Here is an 18543-nt window from a genome sequence, read left to right as displayed (position 1 = left end):
GGTTTGGACCACGTCGGACCGAACCATTGTGTTCCACCCGCTATTGGAGGCAACCCCCCATGCGACGAATTCATCTTCGAAACCTGTTCTCAAACTGCAACTTTCGCCGGACGAATCGTCGCCGAAGCCGACGACCGATTTCTCAGGTGACCGGCGAATCGCTCGAATCACGCGTGCTGCTGACGGTTGCAGCGACCTTTGACGCGGCCACCGGCGTACTGGCCGTCAGCAGCGACAGCCAGGGTGACACGATCGACGTTTCGGCCGATGCCGGCGGAAACCTGCTGGTCAACAACGGAACGGTCGCGATCGGCGGTGACGTGCCGACTCTGGCAAACACGCACCTTGTCGATGTCGACGGGAACGCCGGCGACGACATCATCACCATCGACGTTTCCGTTGTCGGTCCGGGTGTGGACGTCGACGGCGGTGACGGCGACGACGTTCTGACCGGCAGCAACGGAGTCGACACGCTGCGCGGAGGCGCCGGCAATGACACGCTTATCGGCCGCAAGGGCGACGATTTGATGCTCGGCGAAGACGGCGATGACCTGCTGATCTGGAACAACGGCGACAACAGCGACTTCATGGAAGGCGGTACCGGAAATGATGTCGTTCAGGTCAACGGTGCAGACGGAGCCGGAGACAACTTTCTGGTTCGCGACAACGGCAGCCGTGTCCGGTTCGACCGCACGAATCTGATCCCGTTCCGGCTGGACATCGGCACAACAGAAACGCTGGACGTCAACGGCCTGGCCGGTGATGACACGATTCGCGCACTGGGTTCCGTCGGCAGCCTGATATCGCTCGACTTCGACGGCGGCGACGGAAATGACCGCCTGTTCGGATCAGATGCAGCGGACATCCTTCGCGGCGGTGCCGGCAATGACACGATCGTCGGCGGCAAGGGCGATGACTTCATGTACGGCGACGCCGGCGACGACGTGCTGATCTGGAATAACGGCGACAACAGCGACTTCATGGAAGGCGGCGACGGAAACGACACGGTTCGCGTCAACGGAGCGACAACGGCCGGTGATGAGTTCAGCATTGCTCCCAATGGCAGCCGGGTTCAGTTCGACCGCACGAACCTGATTCCGTTTACGCTGGACGTTGGTACGACGGAACGGCTGGACGTCAACAGCCTGGGCGGCGACGACGTCATCACGGCGTCGGCGGGTCTGGCCGGCCTGATCGTTCTGGATCTGGATGGCGGTGACGACAACGACACGATCACCGGCGGCGACGGCAACGACATTCTTCGCGGAGGCAATGGCGACGACACGCTGATCGGACTGGACGGCAATGACAACATGCAGGGAGGCGCCGGAAACGACACACTGATCGGCGGCAAAGGCGACGACCGCATGTTCGGTCAGGACGGCGACGATCTGCTGATCTGGAACAACGGCGACAACAACGACCTGATGGAAGGCGGCGCCGGAAACGACATCGTTCAGGTCAATGGTGCTGACGGTGCGGGTGATGAATTCAGCGTCCGCCCGAACGGATCGCGGGTGCGTTTCGACCGGACCAATCTCATCCCGTTCCGGCTGAACATCGGCACGTCGGAAACGCTGGACGTGAACGGTTTGGCCGGCGACGACACGATCGCCGCGACGACGGGTCTGGCGGGGCTGATCGCTCTCGACTTCGACGGTGGTGACGGCAATGACCTGCTGATCGGCGGCGACGGAGCCGACATTCTTCGCGGCGGTGCCGGTGACGATGTGATCGTCGGCGGCAAGGGCGATGACTTCATGTACGGCGACGATGGCGACGATCTGCTGATCTGGAACAACGGCGACAACAGCGACCTGATGGAAGGCGGAGCCGGAACCGACACCGTTCAGGTCAACGGAGCTGACGGCGCGGGAGACGATTTCCGCATAGCCGCAAATGGTTCCCGCGTGCAGTTTGACCGGACGAATCTGATTTCTTTCACGCTGGACATCGGCACCACGGAGATTCTTGACGTCAACGAACAGGGCGGCGACGGTCACATCGCCGTTGAAGATGTCCAGGGAATCGCGGATCTGCAGGTAATCGACGTCGACGGCGGCGCGGGCCGGGATGTGATTCGGGGGTCATCAAGCCGGACGGGAATAGTGTTCGTCGCGGAAGGTGGTGACGGCGTTGACATCATCATCGGCAGCAACGGCGATGACATTCTGTCCGGAGGAGCAGACGACGACGTCATCTTTGGTCGCGACGGGAACGATGTTCTGTTCGGCGGCGACGGCCGCGATATTCTGTTCGGCGGACTCGGCGACGACAGCCTGTTTGGAGACGCCGGCAACGACTGGCTGTTCGGCGGTCTTGGCCGGGATCTGTTGGACGGCGGTGACGGCTTCGATATTGGGTTCGGCGGCCCCGATCTGGATCAGTTGCTGAATCTTGAACTTGGCTTCAATTGAGCGGACGTTGTCTTTTCGGCTGACCGAGCCGCGGTCATGTTGCGGGGTATTCGTCGCAAGCTGATAACCGGGCTCGAAAGCGAAAGACATCACGGGATGCACTCAGCGGTGCGACAGCAGCAGTCCGGGATTCACCCTCGTCGCGGGGGATTCCGGCTGCTGCTGTTCTTTTTGCGCTCGGCGAGGTGTTCGCGCAGCAGGGTGAGTCTGCCGGTCCGGAATCGTTATTCGCGTGACGAGGTCGGGGACCATCCGCAGTGGCGGACAATTCGAGTTCGAACCCGGTCTTCCCTTCTTCGGCATCATGAATGAACCTTGCTGGCGCGCTTTTTGTCGCCGTGAGACGGAACAGCGCCTTTTGGTCCGTTTGCCGAGTTGCCCTGCCCGGCGGGACTGCAGTTTCAACGTGACCGCGTTTAGACTGCGGACTCAGCACCAGCACACCGAACCACGAACTGAGGCATTCGATGAGCGGCGAAATCGCGACGGGTAACGGCGGTAATCATCCGGAAGTTCCGACCGGCGAACAGCAGGCGATGTGGTTTGAGCAGATTTCGTCGTACCAGTGGCTGGTGCTGCTGATAGCGTCGCTGGGCTGGGTGTTTGATGTGTTTGAAGGACAGGTGTTCGTTGCCAGCATGAACGACGCCATGCCGCAGCTTCTGGGCGACGACTTCACGGTCGAACTGAAGAACTCGTGGAACAATTACTCGCTCGCGTCATTCCTGCTTGGCGGCGCGTTCGGCGGGATTCTGTTCGGAATGGTCAGCGACCGCATCGGCCGTTCGAAGACGATGATCGTCACCATTCTGTTCTACTCGGTGTTCACATGTGTGACGGCGATCGCGAATGCACCGTGGCAGATGGTCGTGCTGCGATTTCTGGTGGCGATGGGAGTCGGCGGCGAATGGGCGGTCGCCAGCGCGATGGTGGCCGAAGTGATGCCGAAACGGTCGCGCTCCGTGATGAGTTCCATCTTCCACGCATCCAGCGTATTCGGAACGCTGATGGCCGTCGCGGTCGGCTATTTCATCATTGGTGCTCAGGTGCTGGGAGACAACACCTGGCGACTGGGCTTTGTCATTGGCGTGGTCCCCGCGCTGCTGACGGTGTTCATTCGCTGGAAACTGCGCGAGCCTGAACAGTGGACTAAGGCCAAGCAGCGCGAGGCCGAAGATGCGACTCAGGCGACGGGCGTGATTGCTGACCTGTTCAACGCTCAGAATCTGCGAAACACAACGGTCGCCGTGGCGCTGGCAACGATTGGCCTGACGACGTTCTGGGGCTGCCACATCTATGGCAAGGATGCTCTGAAACGAAAGTCGGAGTCCGGATTCCTGATGGCCGCGGGACTTGCCGACGTCGACTGGTCCGCGGCTGACGATTCACAGAAGCAATTGCGGACCGAAGTTCTTGAACAGCACAAGGGTGAAATCAAGCAGCAGGAAATGGTCGGGATGTTCCTGACGATGGTTCTGGGTGGCGGTCTGGGGCTGGTCCTGTTTGGGTCGATCTCAAACCGGCTGGGGCGTCGGGGAGCCTTCCTGCTCTACCACATCGGCGCGTTTGCGACGGCGCTGACGTTGTTTCTTGTGCTGATCCCCGGCGACTACTCCCGATCCGTGCTGGTCATGTTTCTGCCCGTGTTTGGATTTCTGACGCTTGGCATGCACGCCGGCTACGCGGTGTATTTTCCGGAACTGTTCCCGACGCGCATTCGAGGTACCGGGACGGGATTCTGCTTCAATGCCGGACGGATCGGATCTGCCGCCGTAATTCTGGTTTCCGGGCTGCTGGAATGGAGCCCGAATCAGTCAGCGCTGTACCTGGCTCCGTTGTTTGCCGTCGGCATCGCGGTGACGCTGCTGGCCAGAGAAACTCGGGGTGAGGAACTTCCTGAATAGCGATCGGGCCGAATAGCGATCGGGCAGAACCGCCGCTGCTCAACCCTGCAGCAGTTTCGCGCGAGTTTGCTGCTGCCGGCGATTCAGGAAGCTGATTCTGTCGTGTGGAATCTTCACAAATCACCGGTGTCGGATTTGGCGACCGGAGCGCTCACTGGGACGTTCGCCGGTGATTATTGCGTTCTCGCGAGAATCCCGCAGACACGGCACGCGACTTGCCATGGCGGTTGAGCATCCAAAGGCGGCGGCGGAGTTGCCGCTTGTATCTGCGTGGTTTATTCAACAGGGAATGGTGCAATGGGGTGTGGTTTTCTGATCGACATGGATGGGGTCATCTATCGTGGTTCCGAGCTGATTCCAGGGGCACGGGAGTTCGTCGTGCGGCTATTGACAGACCGGATTCCCTTCTTGTTTCTCACCAACAACAGCCAGCGTACGCGGCGCGACGTGGCGACGAAGCTGAAGCGATTGGGGATGCCGATTGAGGAATCACACGTTTTCACGTGCGCGATGGCGACTGCCCGGTTTCTTGCTCGTCAGTTGCCAAACGGAACGGCCTTTGTGATTGGTGAAAGCGGTCTGCTGAACGCCCTGCATAACAACGGATATTCGCTGGTCGACAGCAATCCCGACTATGTAGTTGTCGGTGAAGGCCGCACTCTGTCCTTCGAACTCGTGGAACAAGCGGTTCAGTTGGTCCTGAACGGAGCGAAACTGATTGCGACAAATCTGGACCCGAGTTGTCCGACACAGACCGGGACGCGCCCGGGTTGCGGAGCCATCGTAGCGCTACTGGAAGCGGCGACCGGAGTGAAAGCGTTCAGCGTCGGAAAACCCAGCCCCGTGATGATGCGCGCAGCACGCAAGGAACTGGGACTGGAAGCAGCAAACACCGTGATGATCGGTGACACAATGGACACCGATATTCTTGGCGGCGTTCAGTTGGGATATCGCACTGTGCTGGCACTTACAGGGTCGACGTCGCGGGCGGATCTGCCGAACTTTGCCTACAGGCCGGATTACGTCGTGGACTCCATCGCCGATCTGCTGACACTTTCGCATCTGTCCGTCGAGCATCTGCAGTACGCCGGAACCAAAACTCGCGAACCGATCGAAGCCGTGGCCTGACGACTGACCGCCTGCCGACTGGAGCGGGACGAGATTGCCGGCTACTCTTCACGCACATTGTCGGCGGGAACCCTGTTCTGGTTGGGAGCGTAAGATGATTTTCTGCGAAACTCGTTTGTTCATGGTCAGTATTTTTGCGACGGCACTTGTCGCGGTGATTTCGCCGGCGATGAAAGCCGATGAGAAACCGGGCGGCGATTCGTCGAAAACGATTCGCGTCGGCATGATCGGGCTGGATACGTCGCACTGCATCGCGTTCGCCAAACTGCTGAACAATGTCGACGATCCAAAGCATGTGCCGGGCTGCCGAGTCGTCCTGGTGTATCCGAAAGGATCGCCGGACATCGAAAGCAGCGTGTCGCGAGTGCCGAAGTACACCGAGGAGATCACAGCGCTGGGTGTTGAAATCTGTGATGATCTGGACGCCATGATTCAGCAGGTCGACGCGGTGCTGCTGGAAACCAATGACGGCCGGCCTCATCTGGAACAGGTGATTCCCGTGCTGAAGGCGGGCAAGCCGTGTTTCGTCGATAAACCGATTGCCGCATCGCTGACGGACTGCATCGCAATTTACGAGCTGGCGAAACATTACGAAACGCCCGTGTTTTCTTCGTCGTCGCTGAGGTTTTCCAGCGGCGTTCAGGCAATTCGCAACGGGTCGATCGGCGACGTGCTGGGCTGTGACGCGTATTCCCCGGCTTCGCTGGAGAAGACTCACCCGGATTTGTTCTGGTACGGGATTCACGGCGTGGAAACGCTGTTTACGGCGATGGGGCCGGGAGTGGAAACCGTCGTGCGGACTCAGACGGACGGCTTCGAACAGGTCACGGGTACCTGGAGCGACGGCCGTATCGGTACGTTCCGCGGAATTCGCGCGGGAAGTGGTGGCTACGGCGGAACCGCGTTCGGTTCGAAAGCGACAGCCAGCGTCGGCGGCTACGACGGTTACGCGCCGCTGCTGGTGGAGATCGTGAAATTCTTCCAGACCGGCCAGTCACCGGTTGCCGACGAGGAAACCATTGACCTGTATGCGTTCATGGAAGCGGCTGACGAAAGCAAACGTCAGGGCTTCGTGCCCGTGAAGGTCGCCGACGTGAAAGCAAAGGCTCGCGCCGAAGCGGCGAAGAAAGTCGCGGCAGTCATCGCGGCAGAATAGCTCCGCTCCTGCCGCCGAATTGACCCTTCTGCAATTGGCGGCTTCTTGACCCGATGGTCGAAGTTCGGCGGTGGCAGCGGATGTCTGCCGCTGTCGATGGGACAAAGCGGGGAGGCCGTGACTTTATGCAGATGGCTCCGTCGGGATTGCCCCAGCGGTTCGCGTTTCAGAGTTCTTACGCCGAGTGCTCTGCGATTCGCTGCCGGATCCATGCGTCGTCGTCCGCGGTCGGCGCGGGTTCAAGTCCCTTCTGATAGTCGATGGAAAAATCATAACGGGCGCGACTGTAGACGGAGTCCATGACTTGCTGAAGGGCGAGTGGTACGTCGTCATCGCCGAGCTTCAGTGGAATCAATACGGTTGGCAACTGCTGTTTCAGCGTCCAGGCATCGAGTTCCGTCCGTGGTCGACTGTATGTTCGACTGACGATGCAGAAGTAGTCGGCAGCAGGCAGCGGTTCAACGACGGGCAGGCGCTCGCCGCCGCGCAACAGGTCCAGTTCGACCAGGTGCGAACGACTGCCAAGGACGTCATCGCGCCGATTCAGGTACTCAGTTCGTCCGTTGCCGCCGCGCCGCTTGTTTGAAGGCGACAGCGTCTCGATGACAGTGACAACCTCCAGCGACTCGCGGTCGCGAATCACGAGATACGTCTCGCGGCGTTCTTCCGGCTGAGGCAACGTACAGACAGCGGGAACCGATACGGGCGAACCATCGACACGCATGCCGGTCGGGAGGTCAGAGTCACGCGCGATGACAGCAACATCGGCAACGCGAAACGTATCCGGATCCGGACCAACGTGCTCAAGGTACACACGGCGCTCAGTTCTGACGAAATAGTCGGGTTCGAGGGCGGGACTGATTGCTTCGGCAATGGCCACATTCAGGCGATTGTGAAAGTCCTGCCATTCCTGACCTTCCAGAAACGGGTCCATGCCCGGAAACGGTGACTTCATGCAGAGGGCTCCGTGACGATTGCTTCAGCGTTTGACGCCGGTATTCTAGCGTCAGCGGTCGAATGGCCGACAGCCTGAAGTGTCCCCGCGAAAGGAAAGACAAGCCCATGAGATCCCTGCTGACATGTGCCATTGTTCTTGCTGCTTACACGCCTGCGCTGCCGGTGACCGCCCCACCGGCCGGATGTTTGCCACTCGATCGGAAGTGATTGCCAGACACGGCATGGCGGCGACCAGTCAGCCTCTGGCGACGATGGTGGCGATCGATATTCTCAAGCAGGGCGGCTCCGCCGTTGACGCGGCTATTGCGGCCAACGCCTGTCTCGGTCTGACCGAACCGATCAGTTGCGGCATCGGCGGCGATCTGTTCGCCATCGTGTGGGACGCGAAGACGCAGAAACTGTACGGGCTGAATGCCAGCGGCCGGTCTCCCGCAGGCCTTACGCTGGAGGAGTTCCGGAAGCGCGGGCTTGAATACATTCCGCCGTACGGCCCGCTGCCGGTGACGGTTCCAGGCTGTGTCGACGGATGGTTCGAACTGCATGCGAAGTTTGGCAGACTGCCCATGAAGGATGTGCTGGCTCCGACGATCCAATATGCCGAAGAAGGATTTCCCGTGTCCGAAGTCATCGCGTCCGGCTGGCGCGGCGGCAAGGCGACATTCGGGCAATATCCGGGTTTCAATGAAACGTATTTCCCGGACGGCAATGGTCCGCAAACCGGCGACATCTTTCGGAATCCGCGTCTGGCCGGAACGCTGATGGCAATCGTGGAGAATGGTCGAGACGAATTCTACAAGGGCAGCATCGCTCGCACGATCGGCGATTACATGGAACGCAACGGCGGCTTTCTGTCGTACGAAGACATGGCCGCGCACACTTCCGAATGGGTTGAGCCCGTGTCGACGAGCTATCGCGGCTACGATGTCTGGGAACTGCCTCCCAACGGCCAGGGGATTGCCGCTTTGCAGATGCTGAATGTGCTGGAAGGCTATGATCTGAAATCCGCCGGGTTCGGCAGTGCGGATCACCTGCACTGGCTGATCGAAGCGAAGAAGCTGGCGTTTGAAGACCGTGCTCGTCTGTACGCAGACATGCACTTTGCCGACGTGCCGGTGAATCGGCTGATTTCGAAGGAATATGCCGACGAGCGCCGCACGCTGATCAACGGCGGCCGGGCTGCGAAGCAGTACGCGGTCGGCTTGCCGCATTCGGTGGAAGAAGGCGACACGATCTATCTGACGGTTGCTGACAAGGATCGCAACATGGTGTCGCTGATTCAGAGCAACTACAGGGGATTCGGCAGCGGCATGTGTCCCGACGGGCTGGGATTTTGTTTACAGGATCGCGGTCAGTTGTTTGACCTGACGGAAGGTCGCTTCAACACGTATGCTCCGCAGAAGCGGCCGTTTCACACGATCATTCCGGCGTTCGTCACAAAGGCCGGCAAGCCTTTTCTGAGTTTCGGAGTCATGGGCGGAGCGACTCAGCCGCAGGGTCACGTTCAGATCATCATCAACATGATCGACTTTGGCATGAATACTCAGGAAGCCGGCGACGCTCCGCGGATGGTTCACAGCGGTTCTTCCGAACCCACCGGCGAAGTCATGACGGACGGCGGCACGGTGGCGCTGGAAGAAGGCTTCAGTGACGAAACGCGCCGGACCTTGCTGGGACGCGGCCACACTCTGCAGCCGGCACCGGGCATCTTTGGCGGGTATCAGGGAATCCGATACGACGCCGACCGCGACATCTATTTTGGTGCGTCAGAATCACGCAAGGACGGCATGGCTGCGGGCTACTGACCGGTCGATGATCCTGCCGCATCACGTCCGGCCAGGCATGCCGTGCGGGAGATCAGTGGTTTTTTGCAGGTCAAAGTGCTTTTCCCCGGCCGGTCATGGTTGCGGAACCGCATTTGCGTCTGAGAACATTCTGTCTCGTTCTGTCACGTTTCAGGTCTGCACGGAGGATTCGAAAATGCATGTATTCAGCAGCCGTATGATGACGATTTTCGCGGGAGCCTTATTTGTCGTCGCCGGGACGATGTGGAGCATCGCGGGCGGGCAGGTTCAGCAGATTCCAGTGTCGCCGGACGACAAGAACGCTGACGCCCAGCCGGTGAAACCGCTGATGCAGGCCAAACTGGTACATGCTCAGCGAGTTCTGGAAGGCGTGGTCACACACGACTTTTCACGAGTCGAACGATCCGCCAGCGCGCTGAAGCTGATGAGCCTGGAACCGCCGGCCGGGTTTGCTCCGAAGCAGGACGATGCGGATTCCGATGTCTACGAACATTTCCGCACCGAATTCCTGAGAGTCTCGGCCCGGCTGGAAGAGCAGGCGAAGAAGAAGAGCCCGGAAGGCATGGCGTACATGCAGCAGAATCTGACGGCAACGTGCGTGGCCTGCCACGACTACATCCGGGACTACGAATCGAAGCGTTAGTGTCGTTTACCGACCTGCGATTGCATTGTCGTCGCGCTGAAGGACTGCCAGTTTCGGCCCGCGGACGTGCTGATGGCAGGTGGTACAGCTCAGGCTGAGTTTCGCATAGCCCATGGCAACTCCCTGCTGATCCTGCGCCGCGGCCATTCGCACCAGGAACTCCGCGACTTCGACAAGGTCCGCAGTGTCCTGGATATAGGCCGCGTTGGCGTGTTGCTTCCACGCGGCCTGCTTGCTGAGTTCGATGAGTTTCAGAGCACCGTCACGAACCATTTCGAAGTCGTCCGTCGACACGCCCTCCATCGTCAGGTTCATGGTCGCCAGCTTTTGTCGCATGAACTTTGCGACGTCCGCCTTCAGCGGCGGCTGGACAATTCCGGGGTCCACCTGAGCGGCGACCGTTGCCGAAGTCTGACCACCACCGCTCCACCACAGCATCGCGATTGCCGCGATCACCGGAAACGTGACGACCAGTGTGATCCCGGAAAAGGAAACGTTTCGGAATATTCTCATGGGTAACAGCCTTCGTAAGAGACGCGCGACTCAGCGATCGCTTTGACACTCTACCAAGTGTCGCATTGCCAGCGAAGCAAACCCGATACCGCGAAGGGAGCGAGCCTGCTCGGTGGACATTCCTGGCAGCCTGCGTCCTGGTGGCGCGCTAGTTGTCACACTCTTGCGGCTCCTGTGCGGTCTGTCACGCTGTGGGGCAATTTGTCGGCGGCTGACTCACTGGCAACCGCTGTTCGACGAAATGAACCACCCAAATGGCGATCGCTGCCGGCACGAACATCCCCGCAGCGACCAGATATCGACCGATCGCAGGCTCCACCAAAATCACCAGCAGGGTCTTGGCCACAACAAAGCCGACCGCCAGCCACAACAGCACGTGACGCTCGATATGAAGTTGTTGCGGGGAAGCACCTGCCTGCGCCGTCACGCGATCACTGGCCTCTCCGCGAATCAGCGAACTCAGCAGAACCGCCGCGAAAAGCGATAACACAACGATGGAGCCTCGATCGAAAACGACCAGCGGAAGCAGCTGCTGTCGAGCATGATTGGCGTTCCACAGCAGCCACTGCAAATATCGGGCGGGACGCCGACGGATCACTGTTCCTGCCAGTTGGCTGAGCAACTGGTTCACAGCCACCGGATCATCCGCACACAACTCGCGCGCGGCGGGAACAGTCAGCGTCCAGACGGTTGGATTGAACATTTCCTCCATCGCTTCGTAGCTGTCGGCCGGTCGATAATCTGTCAGCCGCGAACGTCCGTCGACGATCCGTTCTGCCAGCGGCTGCAATTCCTCCGGAAGCTCCCGGACAAGTTCGGCATCCAGAAACTGCGCGGAAATTCCGACAACGTTGTACCCGCCGAACGACACCAGGCCCCAGTGGCCCACGACCAGAAGTCGCAAAGTGCAGAACGCCAGGAATGGAAGAACCGTTGCCGCTGCGTAACCGGATGCTCGGAACAGCCGGGTCGCCAGGCCGTTGTCGCGCCGCAGCAGAAACGTATCCAGCCAGAAACCGGCGATCGGCCACAGGGGAATCAGAAACAGGTAAGCCGGACGGATCTGATAGGCGAGAAACGTGAACGCGACCAGTCCCGGCCAGCCGGCAACCGTCTTCGTTCGGCTTAGCACAGCCAGCAGAGCGCCGGCGGAGGCAATGGCCATTGCCGCTGCGAGTCCGTCCGCGGTTACGTGGTTGACCCATTCAAAGACAGCGCGAGACAACAGCAGCGTTGCTGAACACGCAAAGGCGACTGCTGACCGATACCCGACCCTCACCAGGCCGACATAGAACAGTCCGCATGCGACGGAATGAACCAGCCACTGAAAAAACGGAACTCTCTCGACCGAGCCAATCGTCTTCAGGAACAGCGGGTAACCAAACGTCCGGATCTGTGTCAGCGCCGCCGTCAGGGACGAGAAATCAAAATTCAGATACGTCTGACTGTCTGGTTCAACGAGCGGCGACATGCGGCCGGTCAGCGACAGAACCAACAGCACCAGCACCGCTGTTGCGGCCAGCAGGGCTGGTGGAATCAGGGATGAAGGCTTCATCAGAGGCGACGTGTTCTCGACCGAATGACGGAAACCGGGAAAACGGAAGGGTAGCAGATGTGAGTCTGCGTGAGTTCCGTTCCCGGTCCGAACGCGTACGGACGGAAGAGCCGTGCTCTGCCGCTCATTGAACACCAGGTTCCGGGACCACCGGCTTCACGGGTCCGCGCGAAAGGGCTGCGTAGACGATGCTGTAAATCGCCACGGAAGCCAGCACGACCAGGGAACAGCCCGGCCACAGCACCTGAGCACCGTGACGCGCGTAGATTTCTCCGCCCAGCGGAGCTCCGATCGTCAGCCCCACAGCATGGCACATGCCGAAGACTCCCATGTACCGGCCCCGATATTCCTTCGGAGACATGTCCGAGACCACCGACTGCTTGAACGCGGCCTGAGCAATCTCGCCGAGCGTCCACACGATGATGCAGGCGATCACCGCGGATTTCGTCGAAGCGAACCCCGTCAGGCCAAAACCGACAGCCAGCAGCAATTCACCCGCCATGATCACGGCAATGCGATTGAACCGACTCAGCAGGTGGGTCAGCGGCAACTGCAGCACGACGATCATGATGCCGTTGACGGAAATCATGAAACCGAATTCTGTCTCCGAATATCCCAACTGGCGAAGGTACATGGGAAGAGTTGAAAATGCCTGGACGAAGACACTGGTTGTCAGCAGCGTTGCAAGACACAGCATCACGAACGGTGTATCGCTGAGTATCTCGCGCGTTGAACGGACCCACGCCGGACTCATGGGATGGCTGAGGCCGGATGTCATCGCGGCCTCCGACGATCTCGTGCCGGTCGCGGGGATGTCCGGCACGGCAGTACCCGGTGACGAAGTGTCCGACGCAGGTTCGCTCGTCGCAGCGATATCGGGCGCCGGCAGCGTCTCGCGAATGTAGAACACGATCACCAGACCAAACACGGCGGCCGTCAGGGCGTCGAGCAGGAACAGCAGTTGAAACAGGGAATATCCAGCCAGCAATCCACCGATTGGCGGAGCGAACGCAAATCCCAGATTGACTGAGATATACAGCAGCCCGAACGCATACGGACGTCGCAGTGGCTCAACGACATCGCCGATCATCGCCGACGCGGCGGGGCGATACAGTTCGGACAGCATTGCAAATCCGAACATCGCCGCCAGAAACGACCAGCGTTCTGTCAACTGACCCAGCAGCACCAGCATTCCCGCGCCGCCGAACATCGACAGCAGCATGATGCGCCTGCGGCCGAAGGTATCGGCCAGGTACCCGCCGACAAGTGACGAAACAATCGACCCCGCTCCGAAAGCGCCCACGCAGACTGTGGCGAAACTGACGCCGAACTTCAGATGTTCGCTGACATAGATCGTCAGGAACAGCAGCACAAACGAACCGGCGCGGTTCAGAAACGTGCCAAAGCACAGCACGTGGACGGCCGCGGGCAGATCGACATAGCGTCGCGCCACACTTCGAATTGCCGCCAGCGTCCGGGACATGTCAGAACCTTTGCCAGCGATTCGATGCGGGCCAAACAACGTCAGCGGCCGTCACAGCGATGCCGCCCCGGCGTGCATGCGCGCACGCGTCTTCGATTCGGACACGCACTTCAGGGACAGGCTCGCGGAAATGTCGGCGAATCGACCATTGTCGGCTGATGCGCCGACGGACGCTGGTGCAGTCAATACGGCTGATGCAGCGGCTCAGACGGCATTGTCGAAGATGGTTTCGATGGTCGCCTTTTCGCGCAGGTCGGAAATCACTTTGCGGCGAGCGTCCTCGGTGGCTCGCTGTTTCAGCAGTTGCTCAATTTCCTGCTGCACTTCCTCAAACGGGATCGTGTGAGCGTACTGGTGTTCGGCAACGCGAAACACCTCAAAGCGATCGTCACGGACAAAGACTTTCGTCATACCGCCGGGCGGTTGCTCGAACAGCATGGCCTCAACTTCGTCGTCGGTCAGCGAACCCTTCTGCAGCCAGCCCATGTCGCCCTGCGTCTTTGCGCTGAGGCTTTCGGAATACTTCACGGCCAGCTTTCCGAAATCGGCACCGGCATTCAGCTGGTTAACGACTTCCGCCATCTTCTGTTGCGCCTGCTGCCGATTGCCGTTGAAACGCACCACAATCTCCTGCCAGCGGATGCGTTCCTGAGGCGTGTACTCGTCCTTATGCTGCTGGTAGTAGCGGACCAGCTCACCGCGATCGATGGTCTTCGGGATGTTATCGTCCGCCAGTGTGTCAACAAATCCCCGCACCATCTGCGCCCGGAAGAAGCTTTCCTTCAACAGCGGAATGGACAGTCCCTGTTCGGCCAGAGCGTTGTTCAACTGCTCATCGGTCAGAAGCTGTCGTTCCTGCATGATACTTTCAATGAGCTTCTCGAAGTCCGGTTCCATCGCTTCGCGGATGGACTTTCGGCGGTCTTCGGGAATCTTGCGGTTCAGAGCCTGCAGCACGATTTCCTGTTCGATGTGAGCGGGCAGCCGACGGCGAACTTCATCGGCCATGATCTGCTGCCGTTGTGGATCCGTCAGGCGCGGATCCGCTTCCATCGCAAGTCTGGCACTGCCGATCAGATCATCGACGAAGACCGGCTTGCCGTTGACTTCCGCCACAACCGTATTGCCCTCCAGCACTGGAGTCGACGATCCCGACGACGTCAGTTGAATGTCCCTGGCAACCAGCGAGACGGACGAAGGTTCAGTGGCGGCCAGTGTCGACTCGTTGACCAGTGATCTGCGCGGCGGCGCGGCGGCAAAGACCGGGTTGTCGTCAACCAGAGTCCGTCCTTCACAGCCCGACAGCAGCATGGCCATGCCGCCAAGCAGGAGAACAAGACGGCCGCGCAGACGGAGTCTTTTCTGCGTATTTCGGAAGGATCGAAGCACTTCGGACGCATCCCGGCAATGACGGATTTCCGCCGATGGGCAGGCCAAACCGCCAGAATATACCGGCGTTCCGCGACAGGCCACAAGCCCGGAAAATGACCGGTGAGCCCGGAAAATGCTTGGATTTCTCAAGGAATCGGCCAGTTCCGATCGTGTGCCCGTCCAATCGGCGAAATCCACCGGTTTTCGTGTTCCGCAGTGAATCGCGCCACGCATTTGACCAGGGCCGGACCGCCCACCACAATTTCCGCCCCAACCGCCGGAAACCTCACTTCCCGCGACGGCACCAACTCTCGCCGACCGCGGCCTGCCCTGCCCGACGGTGGGCTTCCGGACCAGGAATGAAGCAATGACAAACAAACGCGTCCTGCTGCTGGCAGGTGATTTTGTCGAAGACTACGAAATCATGGTCCCGTTCCAGACGCTCCTGACGTGCGGTGTCGAAGTGAGTGCCGTTTGTCCGGATAAGCGGCACGGCGACCGGATCCGTACTGCCATTCACGACTTTGAAGGCGATCAGACCTACACCGAAAAGCCGGGCCATAATTTCACGCTGAATGCCGATTTCGACGCGGTGCGATCGGACGCCTATGACGGCCTGTTGATTCCCGGCGGTCGTGCTCCGGAATACCTGCGACTGAACGAACGCGTGACCGAACTGGTCCGGGAATTCGACGCGGCAAAGAAACCCATCGCGGCGATTTGTCACGGACTGCAGATTCTGGCCGCAGCCGGAATTCTTTCCGGACGTTCCTGCACCGCCTATCCGGCATGTCGACCGGAAGTAACGCTCGCTGGCGGAACGTACCGGGAAATTCCGATCGACGATGCTGTGGTCGACGGAAACCTGGTCACGGCTCCCACATGGCCCGCTCACCCCGCGTTTTGCCGTGAGTTCCTAAAATTGCTGGGCGTGCGTTAATGAAGGCGCGGACTTGTTTATTGCTGGCCGCGGCGTTCGGGTCTCTGGCCGTTCTTCTTGGCGCCTTCGGAGCTCACGGGCTGTCCGACAGCGGGTATCTCACGAAGAAGTACGCCGACGTCGACCCGAAGACCGTTTCGGGCATGGAACTGCCGGCCGCATACAAGTACCTGGAAGATTTCCGCACGGCAGTTCGCTATCACATGTGGCACGCGCTGGCGATGTTTGGCGCCGGGCTGTGGATGAAGCGCCGTCCGTCGAAGCTGCTTAGCGCCGCGGCATGGAGTTTCGCCGGCGGCATCGTGCTGTTTTCCGGCGCGCTGTACGTGCTGGTCATCTGCGGACCGAAATTCGGCGGTGTCCGGTGGGGACTGGTGGCTCCGTTCGGCGGAACACTGCTGATGATTGGATGGCTGCTGCTGGCGATGGCGGCATGGAAAGACGACACACATGATGATCTTTGACGCTCACCTGGACCTGGCCTGGAACGCATTGGAATGGAACCGCGACCTGCTGTGGCCGGTTGAGCAGATCCGCGAATTCGAACGACAGTTTCCCGGCTGCGTTCCCGGTGATGCGACGGTGTCGCTGCCGGCGCTTCGGCAGGGAAACATCGGTGTCGTCATCGCCACTCTGCTGCCTCGCTTCGAACGGAAGGAATCGCCGCGGACGTTCTATCGTTCGCGCCATGCGGCCTTCGCGGCGATGCAGGGACAACTGGCCTACTACCGTGAGATGTCGCGGCTCGGTCACATGCGCGAATTGCCCGATGCCGCGGCGCTGGATGTTCACATTGAAAAGTGGACCGCCCGAAACGGGTCGGCCACAGAGCCCATCGGTTTCATTCTCAGCATGGAAGGAAGCTGGGCGATCCCGGATCCATCGTACGTCGAACGCTGGTACGAAGCGGGCCTTCGAATCCTGGGGCCGGCGCATTATGGCCCCGATGACTACGGACACGGCACAGGCAGTCCCGGCGGATTGAAGGAGAAAGGGCCGGAACTGCTGCGCGAGATGGATCGCGTCGGCATGCTGCTGGACGCGACACATTTGTCAGACGAGTGCTTCTGGCAGGCTCTGGACATCTACACCGGCCCGGTTCTGGCCAGCCACCACAACTGCCGTTCACTCGTGCCCGGTGACAGGCAGCTTGACGACGATCAGATTAGGCTCTGGTGAAACGCGACGCCGTCATCGGCCTGGCTCTCGATTCGTGGATGATTCGCCCAGGCTGGGTGCGAGGCCAGTCGGACCCGGCCACCGTCGGCCTGGAAGATGCCGTCAATCACATCGATCACATCTGCCAACTGGCGGGAACGACGCGTCACTGCGGCATCGGCACGGATCTGGACGGCGGCTTCGGCAAGGAACAGACTCCGCACGACCTCGACACGATCGCCGATCTCCACCGCATCGCGGACATCCTCAGCCAGCGCAACTACACCGACGAACAGATCGCGGGCATCATGCACGAGAACTGGCTGAACTTCTTCCGCCGAGCGTGGTCGTGATTCGTCATCGATAAATGCCCGGCCGCAGTTCGGACAGCGGATAGAAGCTGTCTCGCCAGCGAACGCCGCCCTGCCGCAGAGTGATCCAGGCCGACCGCCAGAACGTGAATGCCAGCATCCACGCACCGAACGGAAAGAACAGGAACAGCAGAGCCGACCCGCCGACTCGAACGGCCGTTACTCCGTAAAGCACGTGCCACAGAGCTGCGCACGCCACAAACCCGGACCCATCGCGCAGCGGCACAAGCCACGGCACAACGAAGGGTGACACCATCGTGATGAAGAACAGCACGGTCACCAGCAGAATCGACGGCACGGAATAGTTCAGTGCGGCAAAACCGTTCTTTTCCAGCCCCGTGACGACTCCCCACAACGACGGCTGCCAGCGCAGCGACAGCAATTTCGGAGCCGCCAGAAAGTCGGCGCGACCACTGTGGCGTTTGACGAGCTTCCCGAGCTTCACATCGTCCAGCACATCCATCGCAATTCGTTCATGGCCGCCGAAGCTGCGGTAGAAATTCGCGTCGACCAGGTTGAACGCTCCGACTCCGGCATACGCAAACGGCCACCAGGTGCGCACCAGATGCACCTGCTGACCGATCGCGTACGAAAGCCCGAAAAACGCGACGACGCTGTTTTCCAGAAAACTACCCGGCAGCATCCTCGGCAGCAGGCACAGGTGTTTCAGGCCGCGTTGACTGAAATATCGAACGGCGGTCAGCAAGGCCGTCGGTTCGTACATCACGTCGCCGTCAGTGAACAGCAGCAGGTCCCCCGTCGCTCGTCGGGCCGCAATGTGCATGGCGTGATTCTTCCCCAGCCAACCGGACGGGAGTTCGCTGATGTGAACCGCCTTCACGTGCTCGTTCGTTGCCGCGATGGAATCGATGATGTCACCGGTGCGATCCGTGCTGCGGTCGTTGACAACGATCAGTTCGAACGTCACGCCCGCGCTGTTCAGCACGGACCGCAGTGAGGATTCGATTGCCGCCTGTTCGTTGCGAGCGGGCATGATGACACTCACGGACGGCAGCGTCTCGCCGTTATCCGGCGACGCAGGCTGAAGTTCGCGCGACAGCATCCACAGCACGGGAGGAACCGTCCACACGGCAATCAGCGCGAACAGAATCCAGCCTGCGTAGACCAACAAAGTGACACCTCAT

General features: G+C 60.1%; 14 protein-coding genes and 1 pseudogene. 9 read left to right on the top strand and 6 right to left on the bottom strand.

What is annotated here, in order from left to right; all coding sequences use genetic code 11:
* Positions 1-59 precede the first annotated feature (59 nt).
* The 4 genes from R3C19_02640 (at position 60) to R3C19_02625 (ending at position 6605) form a co-directional block, all read left to right on the top strand.
* Positions 60-2417, top strand: a complete 2358-nt coding sequence (locus R3C19_02640; protein MEZ6059238.1) for a calcium-binding protein — start codon at positions 60-62, stop codon at positions 2415-2417.
* Positions 2418-2884: 467 nt separating this feature from the next.
* Entirely contained in the window at positions 2885-4321 is a 1437-nt protein-coding gene (locus R3C19_02635) for an MFS transporter (protein ID MEZ6059237.1), read from the top strand.
* A gap of 297 nt (positions 4322-4618) precedes the next feature.
* A complete protein-coding gene (locus tag R3C19_02630) occupies positions 4619-5449 on the top strand; it encodes an HAD-IIA family hydrolase (protein MEZ6059236.1) in 831 nt (276 codons plus the stop codon).
* A 121-nt stretch (positions 5450-5570) separates the two neighbouring features.
* Positions 5571-6605 (top strand): Gfo/Idh/MocA family oxidoreductase, encoded by a 1035-nt coding sequence (locus R3C19_02625; GenBank protein MEZ6059235.1) that lies wholly within the window; start codon positions 5571-5573, stop codon positions 6603-6605.
* 175 nt (positions 6606-6780) lie between these two features.
* Here R3C19_02625 and R3C19_02620 read toward each other — a convergent pair whose 3' ends face one another.
* The gene (locus tag R3C19_02620; protein MEZ6059234.1) at positions 6781-7560 is read right to left on the bottom strand and encodes a DUF4058 family protein; all 780 of its coding nucleotides are present in this window, start codon (positions 7558-7560) and stop codon (positions 6781-6783) included.
* A gap of 184 nt (positions 7561-7744) precedes the next feature.
* On the opposite strand from R3C19_02620, the gene ggt reads away from it, so the two are divergent.
* Both ggt and R3C19_02610 read left to right on the top strand, forming a co-directional pair.
* Complete coding sequence (ggt, locus tag R3C19_02615; GenBank protein ID MEZ6059233.1) at positions 7745-9364, top strand: gamma-glutamyltransferase; 1620 nt, start codon at positions 7745-7747, stop codon at positions 9362-9364.
* 175 nt (positions 9365-9539) lie between these two features.
* A complete protein-coding gene (locus R3C19_02610) occupies positions 9540-10007 on the top strand; it encodes a hypothetical protein (GenBank protein MEZ6059232.1) in 468 nt (155 codons plus the stop codon).
* Positions 10008-10013: 6 nt separating this feature from the next.
* Here the strand turns inward: R3C19_02610 and R3C19_02605 are convergent, their stop codons facing one another.
* From R3C19_02605 to R3C19_02590, 4 genes are all read right to left on the bottom strand, one after another.
* A complete protein-coding gene (locus R3C19_02605) occupies positions 10014-10520 on the bottom strand; it encodes a hypothetical protein (GenBank protein MEZ6059231.1) in 507 nt (168 codons plus the stop codon).
* 184 nt (positions 10521-10704) lie between these two features.
* Complete coding sequence (locus R3C19_02600; GenBank protein MEZ6059230.1) at positions 10705-12075, bottom strand: hypothetical protein; 1371 nt, start codon at positions 12073-12075, stop codon at positions 10705-10707.
* 124 nt (positions 12076-12199) lie between these two features.
* Positions 12200-13558: an MFS transporter gene (locus tag R3C19_02595; GenBank protein MEZ6059229.1), complete on the bottom strand. Its 1359-nt coding sequence runs from the start codon at positions 13556-13558 to the stop codon at positions 12200-12202.
* 204 nt (positions 13559-13762) lie between these two features.
* A complete protein-coding gene (locus R3C19_02590; protein ID MEZ6059228.1) occupies positions 13763-14875 on the bottom strand; it encodes a peptidyl-prolyl cis-trans isomerase in 1113 nt (370 codons plus the stop codon).
* 421 nt (positions 14876-15296) lie between these two features.
* Between R3C19_02590 and R3C19_02585 the strand changes: the two genes are divergently transcribed.
* The 3 genes and pseudogenes from R3C19_02585 to R3C19_02575 all read left to right on the top strand — a co-directional run bounded on the left by R3C19_02585 (position 15297) and on the right by R3C19_02575 (position 17380).
* The gene (locus R3C19_02585; protein MEZ6059227.1) at positions 15297-15869 is read left to right on the top strand and encodes a DJ-1/PfpI family protein; all 573 of its coding nucleotides are present in this window, start codon (positions 15297-15299) and stop codon (positions 15867-15869) included.
* Positions 15869-16333 (top strand): DUF423 domain-containing protein, encoded by a 465-nt coding sequence (locus tag R3C19_02580; GenBank protein ID MEZ6059226.1) that lies wholly within the window; start codon positions 15869-15871, stop codon positions 16331-16333. Before R3C19_02585 ends, R3C19_02580 begins: the two co-directional genes overlap by 1 nt.
* Positions 16320-17380, top strand: a pseudogene (locus R3C19_02575) (membrane dipeptidase). The gene R3C19_02580 and the pseudogene R3C19_02575 overlap by 14 nt, the downstream one beginning before the upstream one ends.
* Positions 17381-17384: 4 nt before the next feature.
* Here the strand turns inward: R3C19_02575 and R3C19_02570 are convergent.
* On the bottom strand, positions 17385-18530 hold the full coding sequence (locus R3C19_02570; GenBank protein MEZ6059225.1) for a glycosyltransferase family 2 protein: 1146 nt from the start codon (positions 18528-18530) through the stop codon (positions 17385-17387).
* Between the last annotated feature and the right edge of the window lie 13 nt (positions 18531-18543).

It is taken from the genome of Planctomycetaceae bacterium, assembly GCA_041398785.1.
GTDB lineage: Bacteria > Planctomycetota > Planctomycetia > Planctomycetales > Planctomycetaceae > JAWKUA01.
This window is presented reverse-complemented; position numbering and strand designations above follow the sequence as displayed.